Genomic DNA, 13,696 nt, shown 5'->3' on the forward strand with positions numbered 1-13,696 from the left:
TCCGACCAATCTGCGACGTGAGGATTCTCCTTGCCAACCCGGAGCCGTCCACACATGGCCCATCGCTGCCGCATCGCACGGCCGAGGATATGTCGGCTGTCAGGGGAGGACCCGACCTAACTTAAACGGGACTAAACCGACGCGATTGACCCGAAGCGGTCCTTTGACCTCCACGGCCTCACCACAAAGTGCTAGCCTGCTCATCTCAGAGCTGGTCCTTAGCAAGAGGGGCGGCAATGCGGCGGCGCGATTTCATTTCGAGTACTGCGGCAACCGCGGTAACGACAGCAGCTGGTTTTGTACGTCCAGTTTCGGCTCAGACAAGCGGTCGACCTACCGGCTTAAAACGGCTGGCCCTTTTTCATCCGACGGACTCTCCCGAGGAACTGACAACCGGCCTGGGGTTCAAGGAATATTTTCAGGAGTTGAACAGGCTCGGCTACGTCGAAGGACAAAATCTGATCGTGGAACGGCATTCGGCCTTCGGTCAGTCAGCCCGCATTGGTGAACTCGCGCGCCAGATTGTCGCAAGACGTCCCGACGTGATTTTGCCGTTTTCGGGAACGTTCATCAAAGAAGTCATGGCGTTGACCGCCAGCATTCCCATGGTCGCTCCCACAGCCGATCCAGTCTCGTTCGGATTTGCGAGTAGCTTGTCGCGGCCCGACCGAAATTTCACCGGCGTGGTGCTCGACTCAGGATTGGAAATCTGGGCCAAGCGCGTTCAACTTCTCTTGGAAGTAGCGCGTGCAGTAACAAAGATCGGGTATCTAACTGCCAATCCCATCAGTCTCACGCCCGCGCCACAGGGGGCCGGCGAGTACATTCGCGAAGCCGCACAGCGAAGTGGCATCGGAGCGGCCTATGTCGTCGTCGCGGGAAACCTTGATCGTGCAGCCTACGAACGCAGTTACAGCAGCGTGATCGTCGGAGGTGAAATGATCGACAGTGCGGCTTGCGAAAACACCTTTGAGGCCATGGCAAGGGAAGGAGTGAATGGTTTGATCGTAAGCGAAACGAGCGAACTCCGAACCCATCGTCGGCTTATCGCTGAACTCGCTACCAGATTTCGTGTCCCTGCAATCTATCCATATCGTTCATTTGCAGAGGCCGGCGGCCTAATGTCGTATGCTCTCGATGGTCTGGAAATGATGCGTCGGGTCGCGAACATGACAGCTCAGTTGCTAGGCGGCGCAAAGCCGAGCGACATCCCATTCTATCGGCCGACCAAATACGAACTCGTACTCAATCAAAAAGTGGCAACGTCGATAGGGCTGGACTTTCCGCCGACATTGCTCACAGCCGCTGATACTGTGATCGAATGACTGCTTATGGCCCCTAGCTGACCATTTGCGAAACGCTTCGCTTGGTGTTGACCGGACGCATTACGCTGTTCTCCAGTCAACCAATTGGGCCACGCTGGCGCCGCTCAGGAATGCGGCCCAATCTTTCATTAGCGCCCGACGCTTCTCTAATTTCTGACCACGCTGATAGGCTGCGGTGGTCTCACTTTTGTACTTGTGAGCCAGTGCGGCCTCGCGCACACCATCCGGGTAGTCGGTGCATTCCTCAGCCCAAGTCGCGAAGGTTGATCGAAATCCGTGTACCGTTACGTGTCCATAGCCGAGCCGATGAAGCACCGCGAGCATCGCGTTTTCGGAGAATGCCCCGCCATCGGGGTTGGTGAAGATCAATTCGCCTTGGCGACCATCGCGCATCTCGTCGAGGATCGCCAACGCGGGATCCGACAACGGAACGTGGTGGTCCTGATCCATCTTCATTCGCTCGCCGGGGATTTTCTAGGTCGAGCCCGGCCGGTCGATCTCAGACCAATGCCCTTCGACCGCCTCGTTAGTGCGACAAGCCGTGAGGATTAGCAAGCGAAGCATCGCGGCGGCAGTACCGGGCGCGCCCGCAAGGAGCTTCATGAAGGCCGGCGCTTCGGAATAAGGCAACGCCGGATGATGTCGAACCAACCGCTTGGCTCGTTTTGGCAGCTTCTCGCGCAACTGCCTTGTGAGCTCGGCCGGATTGCGGAAGTCCGGATCGTCGATGTCGACGTTCTTCGCAATGATCGTTTCGATCCGGCCGCGGACGCGGTTCGCAGTCTCAGGCTTCTCCACCCAGATCGGCTGTAACAGATCGTGGATGTGGCTTGGCTTGATCTCGGGGATCGTCAGCTTGCCGATGATGGGATAGGCGTAGCGCTTGAGAGAGGCTGGCCACTGATCGCGATGCTTCTCGCTCCACATCGACCAGTTCATCCGAATGTAGGCTTCCGCGCATTCTTCGAACGTCGACAATACCACTTTAGCTTCGGCGGCTTTCGTCTCCTCGCGTTCCTTTCGCCTCTCCTGAACAATGTCAACGCCGGCCGTGCTGCGGTCGCCTTTCACGCGCAGCCGGGCTGCGTCCCGAGCGAGCCGCGCATCCTTTAGCGACACATCCTTGAAGGAGCCGAGCCCGTGCCAGCGCTCCTTGCCGTCTTTCCAATATCGGTAGGACCAGCTCTTCGATGTCGGTCCATTGATGATCAAGTAGAGACCTTCGCCGTCCGCATATTTGCCGGGCTCGTTTTGGCGCTCTACGTCAAGTGGTTTCAGCCTTCCAGCCATTGTTCCTCCGAGAAAACCGTCCTCCGAACCCACGGTCTAAAGCTACGGTCAGCATCCCGATTAGGGAGAACACCGAGGAACTGCGAAGTACAGGTCTTCGGCGCAAGTTACTGATTTTGCTGTGGACTTCGAACGGCTGCGAACAGTGGAGAACAATATACTGGCGGAAGAACCGTCCTCCGAACCCACGGCGAAAAACTACAGCTTACGCGAGGAATTACCGCAAGATCGCGGAATTCTTCGGTGGCTTTGCGGTAGATTCGGATAATCGGATAATGGGGAGAGCTGCGGCGTAGAAATGGCGCAGAGAGTGGGAGTCAAACCCACGATTTTCGATCATTCAATTTCGAGCAATTGAGACTGTTCGTTTAGCACTCGTCCGCCTCCTACCATCGAAATGCAGATCCTGTACATGCACCACCGGCCTGCTCACGTTGGTTGTAGTGAGATTTTTCTTGATCTCCCGGTGCACACGTCGTGCACACGACCTCTTCTAACTAACTGAAAAAATTGAACTCTCGCTCCAATCCATGATGGGTCGGCTTGAGCGGCCTAACGCAGCAAGTGTGCGCCCAACAGAGATCGCCATTCCGAACGACGCTGCGAAAGGCCAATCACCGTAAAATGAGCCCTATGCTCTCATTCGATCTCGCTGGCCCACAATGAATCACGGATCCTTCTGCCGTCCCATAATGCTCGAAGCCTTCTCTGCCTTCACTAGACCGCAGACCAAAGCCATGAATTGAATTGGCGTAGCGCTGTCTTTTTGCGGCGGGGCAACGATGAGTAGTCTAGCACGGGAAGAATCGACGACAATGAGCGGCGCGCCCAGTCAGAAACGCAACCTGGTTCCATTGAAGAAGGCTTTGGAGCGGGGTGGATTCGGTCGAACCAAGGCATACGAACTGATCAAGAACGGAAGAATCCTCGCTTACAAGATGGGAGGGCAGACCATGGTTGATGCCGACTCCATCGACGCCTACCATAGATCCCTTCCTCGCATTGAGCCGAGCACATAAAGAGAAGCGCTGCAGCTTAGCCTGTCGCAGTGCTGGCAGGAGCCGCCGAGGTCACCACAATTTTTCTTGGATCGGCAAAGCTATCAACTCGATCAGCCCAATGCTGCATCAACTTGGTGCGCGAGCCGATCAGTGCAAGCGGCCCGTGCCGTTTGTAGATCGCCTTTACCGAGCCACTTTCGAGATGCGCTAGCTGGAGCTCCACTACATCGCTGTCCCACGCCTTTGCTTCGTCGATTTCCTCATGGTGGCAAAGCGTCGAGAATGTAGTGCGGAAACCGTGGGCGCAATGCTCGGTCTTGGTGTCGATGCCGAGCGCCCGCAACCGATGACAGAGCGTTCTGCTGGAAAGCGGTGCGTCCTTAGCACAAGCAAACACATAACGCCGATTCCCAGTGATACGCTGCACTCGCTGAAGAATCGCGAGGGTTTGCCGCGACAAAGGCACGACGTGATCCCATCCAGTCTTCATCTTCGCTGCTGGGATGGTCCAGCGTTTAGTATCCCAATCGACTTCAGTCCACTCCATGTAGTTGATCATTCCCGGACGAGGAATCGTCAACGCATCGACTCGAAGGGCATCACCGACCACATCGCCAAATCTGGCCTTCTCCCATGGCGACATGATCAGCCGGAACAGACGAACCACGTCCTGCAGCTCGGTGACGCCGGGCCGTGGCGTTGAGACGTTGACACTGAGTTGCTTCCTGCAGGTCCGGAACGGATTGTATCCATCACCCTCCAGGTCAGCGTAGTCGCAGACTTGCTCGCCGATACTGTGGACTCGATCACGAGTCTCCAATCTACCTTCAACCTGCATACCCCGAAAGAAGGCGAGCACATCGGGACGCTTGATGTCCGGCCGATAGAGCCTGCCGAAGCGATCCTTCAAATAGCCGGCCCATCTTTCGAGAAGTGCGATTGTTTCAGGACTGCGCACGGTGACGAGCCTACCACGCTTGATCTTTTCGGTCCTCTTGTCCGCAAGCCATTCGTCGATCCACATGCCGAAAGGACGCTCAGCTGCCTGGCGGTGCCGTTCGAATTGTTTCTCGATCGAGGGATCGACCGGCCTGTCTTGTGCGAGCAGGGCTTTTGCGGCGTCACGCTTCTGGCGGGCCCCGGCGAGCGAGATGGTGCCGTCGCTACCGTTTCCATAAGACCCGATGGAGTAGGTCTTCTGCCTACCGTGAAAGCGATAGGCCATCCGCCAGAGCTTGGATCCTGCCTTGCCCGCTTTGTTTGGATCCGGCTTGATCAAGAGATAGAGACCGCCGCCGGTCGCGTCGGAAATCTTTCTGGCTTTCCACACTCCGTGCTCAAACTTGGGCTTAGCGGCACGGCAGTCGACGTCGGTCCTGATCTGCTCTGGGTTGGATTGTTTGTCCTTGTCGCTTCGCATCTGCTTTAGACTTCCTCCTACTCGGAATATCGGAAGTCACCAAGAACATCTGTTCTCCCGATACCAACAAAAATACCAACAAGTCGAGCGGCTGGAGGCGAATGAGAACAAACAGTGACGGACACGTATGTACGCAGAAGCTCTTGTTTTTCAAGGGATTCAGGCACGTCGCGAACGGCATTGAACATATTAGAACCGTCCCGAACGCGCCCCGTTATTACCCGCGAGGTAATCGAAACGGGGCACGGACGCGCGCATCTTCGGTCGCAACAGGAGATGACCATGATCGCACTGCTGCTCTACCGGACCGTCGCAGACCACGTCTTGCCCTGGGCCATGGCATTCGCAACCCGGATGCTGGCGCGCAGCCTCAACATGCCGGAGCCCCTGGTGCATTCGACCGGCGACTATGTCGTCGCGCAGGTCATCGCCTTCGAGCACGGCGTCGGCAGGAGCCTCTGCCCGTTCCGTCTCGCCCGCCTGCTCCGCGCCTGGTGGCGCGGTCGGCGCTAAAGTTCCACCCCAGCCCAACCAAGGAGACCAAGATGATCGATGCATCCACCTTCCTGCGCCGCGCCCTCTTCGCCGACGCCATCTTCAGCGGCGTCGCCGCGCTCGGCTTCACCTTCGGCGCGAGCGCGTTCGCAGCGCTGTTCAACCTGCCCGAAGCGTTGCTGCGCGAGACCGGCCTGTTCCTGATTGCCTACACCGCCCTGGTCGGCTGGCTCGCCTCGCGGACCACGCTGGCAAAGCCGCTGGTCCTGCTGGTCGTGATCGGCAATGCGGCCTGGACCGTCGGCAGCATCGCGCTGCTGCTTTCGGGTGCGGTGTCGCCGAACCTCGCCGGCGAACTCATGGTCGTCGCGCAAGCCATCGCCACCGGCGTGTTCGCCGAGCTGCAATATGTGGGATTGCGCAAGAGCGGGAGTGTCGTGACGGCGTAATCGCTTCGTGCCAGCTCCGCGGCGCAGACCGGGGAACGCGGAGGCTTCGTCATATCGGATCGTACCCGGATGCATGCATGACCTCGCGTTCTCGCGGCGGATTTCGCCCGAGCTTTGCTTCGTTGCTTGCGCCCTTCGTTGCCGGAGGGCGCAGGGAAGGCCAGGCGCCGGCGGCACCCGAGTCCGTGTACAAGGAAATGCACACGGGGTGGACCACAGGTGATGCCGGTCGCCCGGCCTTCCCTGCGCGGATGGTTTTAACGGTGTCCTTCGTGCTCTCCTCGGGGAGCGTTGCACTATTGCCCCCGTCGCCTCGCGGCTGATCAATGCGCGTACCCGGTCGGGCCGCCGCATCACCGCAAGCCTTGACGCACAGACCCCGGGCGTCGGGACCACACGACTTCTCCGTCCGCGGACGATTTGGCCTCAGCGCCCGGGGCTTAGTGTGCGCACCCCAGACCATCGACCAAACCGCTGTGACCGCGCCGTGTCGTATGCGCGTTGTGCCGGGACTCACGGTTGCCCGCCCTGTCCTCACGCACCTCGCGCCGGCGCTACCGCGTCCACCGCACCCCGGCCCGCATCTCGTGACGATCGCGAAGCGCCCCTCCGGCAGGGCCAGGATGGCGGATGTATGCCATAAATCCGAAATTCGGAAAAGCGATATATTTTGCGCGACGAGATTGACAGATTTTGGGTGTTTTGCCCGACGCCTCGCCGTTAGGCAGCGAGAACGGCGAGCGGCGCGGAAAGCGATGGGTTTGGCAAGGGCTCAACCCATCCTGCGGGGTTACTGCAATATGTGGGATTGCGCAGGAGTTCGGGAGTGTCGTTGCGGCGTAAGGTGTTGGTCCCGTCATCCTGAGGCGCTCGCGCAGCGAGACTCGAGGGATGAGCGACCCCGATGCAAGCGGGCCGCCGCACTTCGAGGGCCGCCGAAGAGGCGGCCGCCTCAGGGTGTCGGCCGGACATCTGAACGCGCTGTATCAACAGCGTCATTGCGAGCGCAGCGAAGCAATCCAGAGTCTTTCCGCGGTGGGATTCTGGATTGCTTCGCTGCGCTCGCAATGACGGCGTACGTGGTGACTCCGCCCAGTTCCAACTGACCTCAACTGCGGACGCACCTTCGCGCTCTCGAGGTGCATGTCAGCAGGCAGCCTGGGGATCAATCAGGGGACTATCGTGAAAGCCGGCGGCCGCCGCGTGGGGGCTACGCCTTCGCGTGGCCCACCTTGCCGGCAAAGTGCTTGCCGTTCAGCTTCTTCTTTTTCACGGACGTGGTTTTCGCGCCTGCCTTCTGCGCCTTGCGCTCGGCCCGCGCCTTCACTTCGGCTGCTTCCGCCCGCGCCTCGGCGCGCAGCTTCTTGCGCTTCTTCTCGCAGGAATCGCACTTGCAGCCGATCGGCTTCAAATAGGCTTTGAAATAGTCGGTGCCGTAATCGTAGTTGATCTCGTCGCCCGGCTCGATGTTCCTGATGGCGCGGATATAGACCTTGCGCTCGCGCGGCCGGACGTCAGACTCGGCGTTGGGGCGACAGGAATGGTTGATGTAGCGCGCGAGATTCTTGCGCACCGAACCGTCGATGGTCCAGCGCCCGTTGAGCTCGAACAGATATTTGTTCTCGATCTCGTCCTGCTCGGGAATCCGCGAGTCCAGGATCGGTCCGAAATAGCGGATGATCCGGCTACCCTTCTTGATCGGCTTGGTGGCGAAGAGGCCGAGCCCGGTCTTGGAGCGGCCGACGCGATAAGGTTTGTTCGAGGTGGCTGGCATGATCTGGAGAATGAGAACGCGAACGAGGCCGCACGGCTTGAGGCGAAGCAGTTCTTCTAGAACGATTCCGCGCTGCTGTCAGGTCTGTCGCGTCCCTGTTTGAACCTTGCCCACAATCAAGACGTCTGATGGGACGAAGTTCCCAGGACATCAAAGCCTCACATGAACCGTATCGCTGCAATAGGCTTCGCCGTCCTGACGACTTGCATCGGCCTGAACAGCGCCGACGCCCAATCCCTGGGCAGCAGCTACACCTCGACGGCTCCAAGAGATTGCCGGCAGATCGGCAAGCCCAGCACGCTCGACGGCAGCAGCACGCGGGTTTGTCCGGGCAAGGACGGCCTGATGGTGCTGGTCGCCGAGGACGATCTTCGCGAGATCGTCTCGGTCGGGCGCAGCCGCAAGGCAGCAGCTGAGGAACCGGCAGCCAAAGTCTGGTTCGCGCCGTTCAATTCGTCGGAGACCACCATTGAATGGCGCGCTGCCGGCGCAAAGCCGTTTGCGATCATCCAGCGCTGGCATATCGCCGACAGTTCCGATCCCGACAAGCAGGGGCGGCCGAACACCAAGGCCATGCTGGTCGTGACCCGGCTGCCGCCGGGTCCGGTCTGCCATGTCGCCTATGTCGATGCCGTCGCCAACCCGAACGCCAACGAGCTCGCGCGCAAGGCCGCCGACGATCTCGCCCGCGGCTTTGCTTGCGGCAAGCACGAGGTCAAGATCATCGGCACGCGCGGCCGCGCCGTCGAGCTCGCGACCAGGCGCTAGCCTTCGCGGTTCAACACCCGGGAAGCTTCGGCATCACCGGCGCCGTCAGCATGGCCTCGAGCAGCCGCTCGGCGGTCGTCCCCTCCGGCAGCCGCCCGAGGATGTCCTTCAGCCGTCCGTCGAGCAGCAGCATGGTGAAGCCGTGCACCAGCGACCAGGCGCGTGCGATCGCGGCGCCCTGGTTCAGCGTCAGCGCATCGCCGCTGATCTGCTCCTGCCGCATCATGCCGACCGCATTGGCAAGTCCGGCGAAGGACGCCTCGGCCGCCTCGTGCAGCGACGGCCTCGAATAATCCAGCCGCTCGGTGCGGAACATGATGCTGTACATGCCGGGATGGGCCTGCGCATAGGCGACGTAGGCTTTGGGCCGCGCCAGCGCGGCTTCGAGCGGCGTGGTGGCGGCATCGCACGATGCGGCCATTGCCACGTTGAACTGGCGGAAGCCGACGGCCGCGAGCTCGCTGAGGAGGCCCGTCAGGTCGCCGAAATGATGAGTCGGTGCGGCATGCGAGACGCCGGCCTCGCGGGCCACCGCGCGCAAAGTCAGGCCCGCAAGCCCGTCGCGCTCCAGCACCCGTTCGGCCGCCTGCAGCAGCGCTTCGCGGAGCGCGCCGTGATGGTACGGCGTCTCGGTCTTCGCGCTTCGCGCCCGGCGCGAGGTGCGCGATGCCGCGGTCGGGGTCGTTTTTCTCGGGGCACGCGGGCTTCGCGCCGCTTCGCCCTTGGTGTCGGTCTTAGCCATTTGCAAGCTATATGACGCAATATTGACAGTGTAAAGATTTCACTTGACGAAAGCTGCAATCGGGCCTATCCGATCTTTACGTTGTAAAGATAGGGGAGGATTCGCCGTGCAGCACGACGCCTTGGCCGAGCGCCGCAACAATCTCGCGCCGATCCCGTTCGAGGCCGACGCGCCCTTCCTGAAGATCATCGGCGAATTGCCGCGCGAGCTGAACGGCACGCTCTACCGCAACGGCCCCAATCCGCAGTTCGATTCGCCCGGCGCGCACTGGTTCGTCGGCGACGGCATGCTGCACGCCTTTCATCTCGAGAACGGCCGCGCCAGTTACCGCAACCGCTGGGTCCGCACGCCGAAATGGCTCGCCGAGCACGACGCCGGCCGCGCACTGTTCGGCGGCTTCGGCCGCAAGCTGCCGGATGCACCGGCGAACCTGACCGACGGCGGCGTCGCCAACACCAACATCATCTTCCATGCCGGCAAGCTGCTGGCGCTGGAAGAAGCGCATCTGCCGACGGAGATCGAGCCGGGCACGCTGGCGACGCGCGGCTATCACAATTACCAGGGCCGCGTCGCCGGCAGCTTCACCGCGCATCCCAAGATCGATCCGGTCACCGGCGAATTGGTGTTCTTCGGCTACAATGCAGCAGGTCCGTTGACCCCTGCCCTCTCCTACGGATCGATCGACGCAACAGGCAAGGCGACGCGTTTCGAGCGGTTCGAGGCGCCCTATGCCAGCATGGTCCACGACTTCATCGTCACCGCGAACCATGTGCTGTTTCCGATCCTGCCGATATCAGGCAGCATGGAGCGCGCGATGAGCGGACGGCCGCCCTATGCCTGGGAGCCGAACAAGGGCGCCTATGTCGGCGTGATGAAGCGCAGCGGCACCGCCAAGGACATCGTCTGGTTTCGCGCCGAGGCCTGCTACGTCTTCCACGTCATGAATGCGTGGGAGGACGGCGAACGCATCGTTGCCGACGTCATGCAGTTCGAGGAGGCGCCGCTGTTTCCGCATCCGGACGGCCGTCCCACCGATCCCGACAAGTCGCGCGCCCGCCATTGCCGCTGGACCCTCGATCTCGCCGGCAATACCGACCGCTTCCAGCAGACCTATTTGGACGATCTCACCGGCGAATTCCCGCGCATCGACGACCGCCGCGCCGGGCTGAAGAGCCGTCACGGCTGGTACGCCTGCGCCAATCCGAAACTGCCGATGTTCGGCGCGCTCGCAGGCCTCGTCCATGTCGACGGCAACGGCAGGCGGCTCGGCCAATACCTGCTGCCGGCCGGCGACACCATCTCCGAGCCGGTGTTCGTCGAACGGTCGACGGATGCGGCCGAGGGCGACGGCTGGCTGCTCGCGGTGGTCTGGCGCGCACGGGAGAACCGCAGCGATCTCGCCGTGTTCAATGCCACCGATATCGAGGCCGGCCCCGCGGCCTTGGTCCAGCTCGGCCATCGCGTGCCAGATGGCTTCCACGGCAATTGGGTCGGCGCGGCGTAGCCCCTCGTCATTCCGGGGCGCGCCACTTGGCGCGAGCCCGGAATCCATTTCGCTACACGTGTTGCTGCCCGATGGATTCCGGGCTCGCGCTGACGCGCGCCCCGGAATGACGAAAAGGAGTTTTCCCAATGTCCATGCCCTCAATCATTGCAAGCTCGCTCGTCGTCCTCGCCCTGACCGGCGCTGCGCTCATGGTGCAGATGATGCGAGTGCGGCGAAGCCACACCGTCTTCAACGGTGGCATCCTGCTGTGCCTCGGTCTGCTGATCGCCGCCGCACTGCCGCTCGTGCCCTGGGCCGAATTGGTCGAGGAGGCATTGGACCAAGCCGTTGCTGCCCTTCACGCCTTGGAGGTCGCTTACGTCATTTTGACACTGTAAAGATTTCGCTTGACCCGGCATCGCCGGGGCATTACTGATCTTTACATCGTAAAGATCGACCGGACCGAGGCGGCTCATGGCGATTTTCCTGATCCTCGCACCCTACGGCGCCTTCGCCTTGCTGATGCTGGTGACGTCGGCAATGCTCAGCGTGTTTGCGGCGTCGGCGATCTGCCTCGCCACCGTCGCGATCGATGTCGTGCGCGGCCGCTCGGTGAAGATCCTGGCCGCGGGCTCGGCGCTCGTATTCGCCGCGATCGGCCTTTACCTCGCGCTGATCGACCCCGCGCTCGGCACGCTCGGCGTCAAGCTGTCGGTCGATGTCGGAATCTTCGTCATCGCGCTGGGCTCGATGCTGCTGCGCCATCCCTTCACGCTGCAATATGCGCTTGAAGCGGTGCCGGCCGAGACCGCGGCGATGCCCGGCTTCCTCCGCGCCAATTACATCATCACCGGCGCCTGGACCGCGGCCGCGCTGTTGATGGCGGCGGCCAATCTCGTGCTGCTCTACGTCCCCGGCCTGCCGCTCTGGTCGAGTCTTGCGGTGGCCTTTGCCGCCCGCAACAGTGCGATCTACTTCACAAAGTGGTATCCCGAGTATCGCCAGATCAAGTACGGTACGCCCGCCCGCGCCCTCCCCGACGCCCGCTGAACAGGATCGACGATGAAGGACGTATTCGCCCGCCTCGCCTCCGACTTCCTCTCCGCCATCATCTTCCTGGCCGTCTACCTCATCACCGACAACGTGATCCTGGCGACATCGGTGGCGATCGCCGCTGCAATCGCGCAGGTGATCTACGCCCGCCTCAAGGGGCAGGCGCTCAACTACATGACCTATGCGAGCCTCGCGCTCGTCGTCGTGCTGGGCGCGATCACGCTCTTGACCCACGATCCGCGCTTCATGCTGGCCAAACCCTCGATCGCGCATTTCGCGATCGGCCTCATCATGCTCAAGCGCGGCTGGATGCTGCGCTACATGCCGCCGATCGTCGCCGAGACCGTTCCGGAATATGTGACGGCTGCGGGCTATGCCTGGGCGGCGCTGATGTTCGTGATCGGCGCCGGGATGATCGTGGTCGCCTCCACCGGCGATCTGAAGCTGTGGGCGTTCTACATCACGGTGGTCGCCGGCGGCGCCAAGATTCTCGCCTTCGCCGTGCAGTATGTGGTGCTGCGGCTCATCGTCACCAGCCGCCGGCGCGCCGCCGCCCGCGCCTGATTGCCATATCGCAGGGTTAGGCAGGACCTGCGAGTTGCGCTATAGGCTCAGCTCAGGACGGCCGCGGATCGTCGCGGACCGCCGAGATTTGTTCGGGAGACGGGAATGGCCGTAGACGGCAACTGGAATCTGACCATGACGACGCCGATGGGCGAGCGCCAGGCGACGCTGAGCCTGAAGGCTGCGGGCGGCACGCTCACGGGCACGCAGGGCGCGGAAGGCAATACCACCGAGATCTTCGACGGCACCGTCTCCGGCGACAACGTCTCCTGGAAGGTCTCGATCGACAAGCCGATGCCGCTCACGCTCGAATTCACCGGCACGGTCTCCGGCGACAGCATCAGCGGCGAGATGGGCATCGGCCCGATGGGCAGCTTCCCGTTCACGGGCGCGCGGGCGTAACGCACGCTGCGCCGATGCGTACGCTTCGTCTCATCGCGGCGACAATCCTGTTTGTCGCGACACAAGCAGCGCGCGCGAATGACAGCGAACCTGCGTGGCGCGCAAGCGCGCTCGCTTTGGTGCCGGCAGGCTATGTTGCCGGCACCGCTTATCGAACCGAAGGTTCTACCGGCTATCTCGCCGTCTATCCGACGACGTCCAACGATCCGAAGACACCGGCAAGCGCCTTTGCGGCGCGCCAAGCTCTTGTCGTCACGCTGACGGCGGATGCGACGCGGGCAATTTCAGCCGAGCTGAAGCCGCGCACTGAGCCGGATCCTGACGACGACGACAGCGATTTCGCCAGGCTGCACGTCGAGCTGGCCGCCAAGCGCGCGACGCTCCCTGCTGGCACCGAGCCCTGCGATCTCGGCGCCTGGTCCATCGACAAGGATTCCAGCGGCCTCAACGTGCGCGCCGAGCCGTCGGTCAAGGCGCGCGTGCTCGGCACCTTGCCGCCGCCCTACCGGCTCAAGCTCGGCGGCGCCGAGAACACGCCCGAGGGCGGCTGGCTGACCGAATTCCGCATCATCGGCTTCAGGGACGGCTGGTTCCTGATCGAAGGCGCGAGACCGCCCGGCAAGGATTACGAGGACGAGAAGCGATATCCGCGCAGCGCGCCGAAGCCCTATGCCGGCCGCGGCTGGGTCGCCTCGAACAAGCTCGGCGCAGCCTATGCCAATGGCGCCACGCGCATGGGCGGGCTGTTTCAGGCGCCCTTCATCGATGCCAAATGGATGCCGGCCCAGCGCGAGCTCGGCGGTGCGCTCGACACCGACGGCGGCCCGAAGCGCATCTTCGCCTGCACTGGGCTCTGGGGTCTGGTCGAGAGCCACGATGGTGTCCGCGGCTGGTGGCGCGCGCTGTGCTCGAACCAGGTCACGAATT

At 62.0% G+C, this 13,696-nt stretch carries 16 protein-coding genes; 11 read left to right on the forward strand and 5 right to left on the reverse strand.

The genetic code is table 11. The features are described from left to right. Positions 1 to 236: 236 nt before the first annotated feature. Positions 237 to 1,325 (forward strand): ABC transporter substrate-binding protein, encoded by a 1,089-nt coding sequence (locus XI05_RS09705; RefSeq protein ID WP_271500911.1) that lies wholly within the window; start codon positions 237 to 239, stop codon positions 1,323 to 1,325. A 60-nt stretch (positions 1,326 to 1,385) separates the two neighbouring features. Here XI05_RS09705 and XI05_RS09710 read toward each other — a convergent pair whose 3' ends face one another. The 3 genes from XI05_RS09710 to XI05_RS09720 all read right to left on the reverse strand — a co-directional run bounded on the left by XI05_RS09710 (position 1,386) and on the right by XI05_RS09720 (position 5,036). After that, positions 1,386 to 1,781 (reverse strand): tyrosine-type recombinase/integrase, encoded by a 396-nt coding sequence (locus XI05_RS09710; protein WP_271500913.1) that lies wholly within the window; start codon positions 1,779 to 1,781, stop codon positions 1,386 to 1,388. A gap of 18 nt (positions 1,782 to 1,799) precedes the next feature. Next, on the reverse strand, positions 1,800 to 2,648 hold the full coding sequence (locus XI05_RS09715; RefSeq protein ID WP_271500915.1) for a tyrosine-type recombinase/integrase: 849 nt from the start codon (positions 2,646 to 2,648) through the stop codon (positions 1,800 to 1,802). Positions 2,649 to 3,650: 1,002 nt separating this feature from the next. Next, the gene (locus XI05_RS09720; protein ID WP_271500917.1) at positions 3,651 to 5,036 is read right to left on the reverse strand and encodes a tyrosine-type recombinase/integrase; all 1,386 of its coding nucleotides are present in this window, start codon (positions 5,034 to 5,036) and stop codon (positions 3,651 to 3,653) included. Positions 5,037 to 5,318: 282 nt separating this feature from the next. Here XI05_RS09720 and XI05_RS09725 point away from each other — a divergent pair, with 282 nt between their 5' ends. The 3 genes from XI05_RS09725 (at position 5,319) to XI05_RS09735 (ending at position 7,051) form a co-directional block, all read left to right on the forward strand. Continuing rightward, a complete protein-coding gene (locus tag XI05_RS09725; RefSeq protein WP_271500919.1) occupies positions 5,319 to 5,549 on the forward strand; it encodes a hypothetical protein in 231 nt (76 codons plus the stop codon). A 32-nt stretch (positions 5,550 to 5,581) separates the two neighbouring features. Continuing rightward, positions 5,582 to 5,980: a hypothetical protein gene (locus XI05_RS09730; protein ID WP_271500921.1), complete on the forward strand. Its 399-nt coding sequence runs from the start codon at positions 5,582 to 5,584 to the stop codon at positions 5,978 to 5,980. Positions 5,981 to 6,871: 891 nt separating this feature from the next. Beyond that, on the forward strand, positions 6,872 to 7,051 hold the full coding sequence (locus XI05_RS09735) for a hypothetical protein (protein WP_271500923.1): 180 nt from the start codon (positions 6,872 to 6,874) through the stop codon (positions 7,049 to 7,051). Positions 7,052 to 7,190: 139 nt separating this feature from the next. On the opposite strand, the gene XI05_RS09740 is transcribed toward XI05_RS09735, so the two are convergent. Then, on the reverse strand, positions 7,191 to 7,754 hold the full coding sequence (locus tag XI05_RS09740) for an SET domain-containing protein (RefSeq protein ID WP_271500925.1): 564 nt from the start codon (positions 7,752 to 7,754) through the stop codon (positions 7,191 to 7,193). Positions 7,755 to 7,916: 162 nt separating this feature from the next. Between XI05_RS09740 and XI05_RS09745 the strand changes: the two genes are divergently transcribed. Further along, a complete protein-coding gene (locus tag XI05_RS09745; protein WP_271500927.1) occupies positions 7,917 to 8,522 on the forward strand; it encodes a hypothetical protein in 606 nt (201 codons plus the stop codon). Between the two features lie 10 nt (positions 8,523 to 8,532). Here XI05_RS09745 and XI05_RS09750 read toward each other — a convergent pair whose 3' ends face one another. Beyond that, positions 8,533 to 9,264: a TetR/AcrR family transcriptional regulator gene (locus tag XI05_RS09750; RefSeq protein WP_271500929.1), complete on the reverse strand. Its 732-nt coding sequence runs from the start codon at positions 9,262 to 9,264 to the stop codon at positions 8,533 to 8,535. Positions 9,265 to 9,370: 106 nt separating this feature from the next. On the opposite strand from XI05_RS09750, the gene XI05_RS09755 reads away from it, so the two are divergent. The 6 genes from XI05_RS09755 to XI05_RS09780 form a co-directional block, all read left to right on the forward strand. Continuing rightward, positions 9,371 to 10,768, forward strand: a complete 1,398-nt coding sequence (locus XI05_RS09755; protein WP_271500931.1) for a carotenoid oxygenase family protein — start codon at positions 9,371 to 9,373, stop codon at positions 10,766 to 10,768. A 128-nt stretch (positions 10,769 to 10,896) separates the two neighbouring features. Next, positions 10,897 to 11,148, forward strand: a complete 252-nt coding sequence (locus XI05_RS09760; RefSeq protein ID WP_271500932.1) for a hypothetical protein — start codon at positions 10,897 to 10,899, stop codon at positions 11,146 to 11,148. A gap of 76 nt (positions 11,149 to 11,224) precedes the next feature. After that, complete coding sequence (locus XI05_RS09765) at positions 11,225 to 11,800, forward strand: hypothetical protein (RefSeq protein WP_271500934.1); 576 nt, start codon at positions 11,225 to 11,227, stop codon at positions 11,798 to 11,800. 12 nt (positions 11,801 to 11,812) lie between these two features. Continuing rightward, entirely contained in the window at positions 11,813 to 12,367 is a 555-nt protein-coding gene (locus XI05_RS09770) for an inner membrane-spanning protein YciB (protein WP_271500935.1), read from the forward strand. Between the two features lie 105 nt (positions 12,368 to 12,472). Further along, positions 12,473 to 12,769: a hypothetical protein gene (locus XI05_RS09775; RefSeq protein WP_036013050.1), complete on the forward strand. Its 297-nt coding sequence runs from the start codon at positions 12,473 to 12,475 to the stop codon at positions 12,767 to 12,769. A gap of 14 nt (positions 12,770 to 12,783) precedes the next feature. Beyond that, positions 12,784 to 13,696 (forward strand): SH3 domain-containing protein (locus tag XI05_RS09780; protein ID WP_271500936.1); only part of this gene is annotated, 913 nt, incomplete at its 3' end.

Origin of the sequence: Bradyrhizobium sp. CCBAU 11357 (genome assembly GCF_028128865.1) — a bacterium.
Taxonomy (GTDB): domain Bacteria; phylum Pseudomonadota; class Alphaproteobacteria; order Rhizobiales; family Xanthobacteraceae; genus Bradyrhizobium.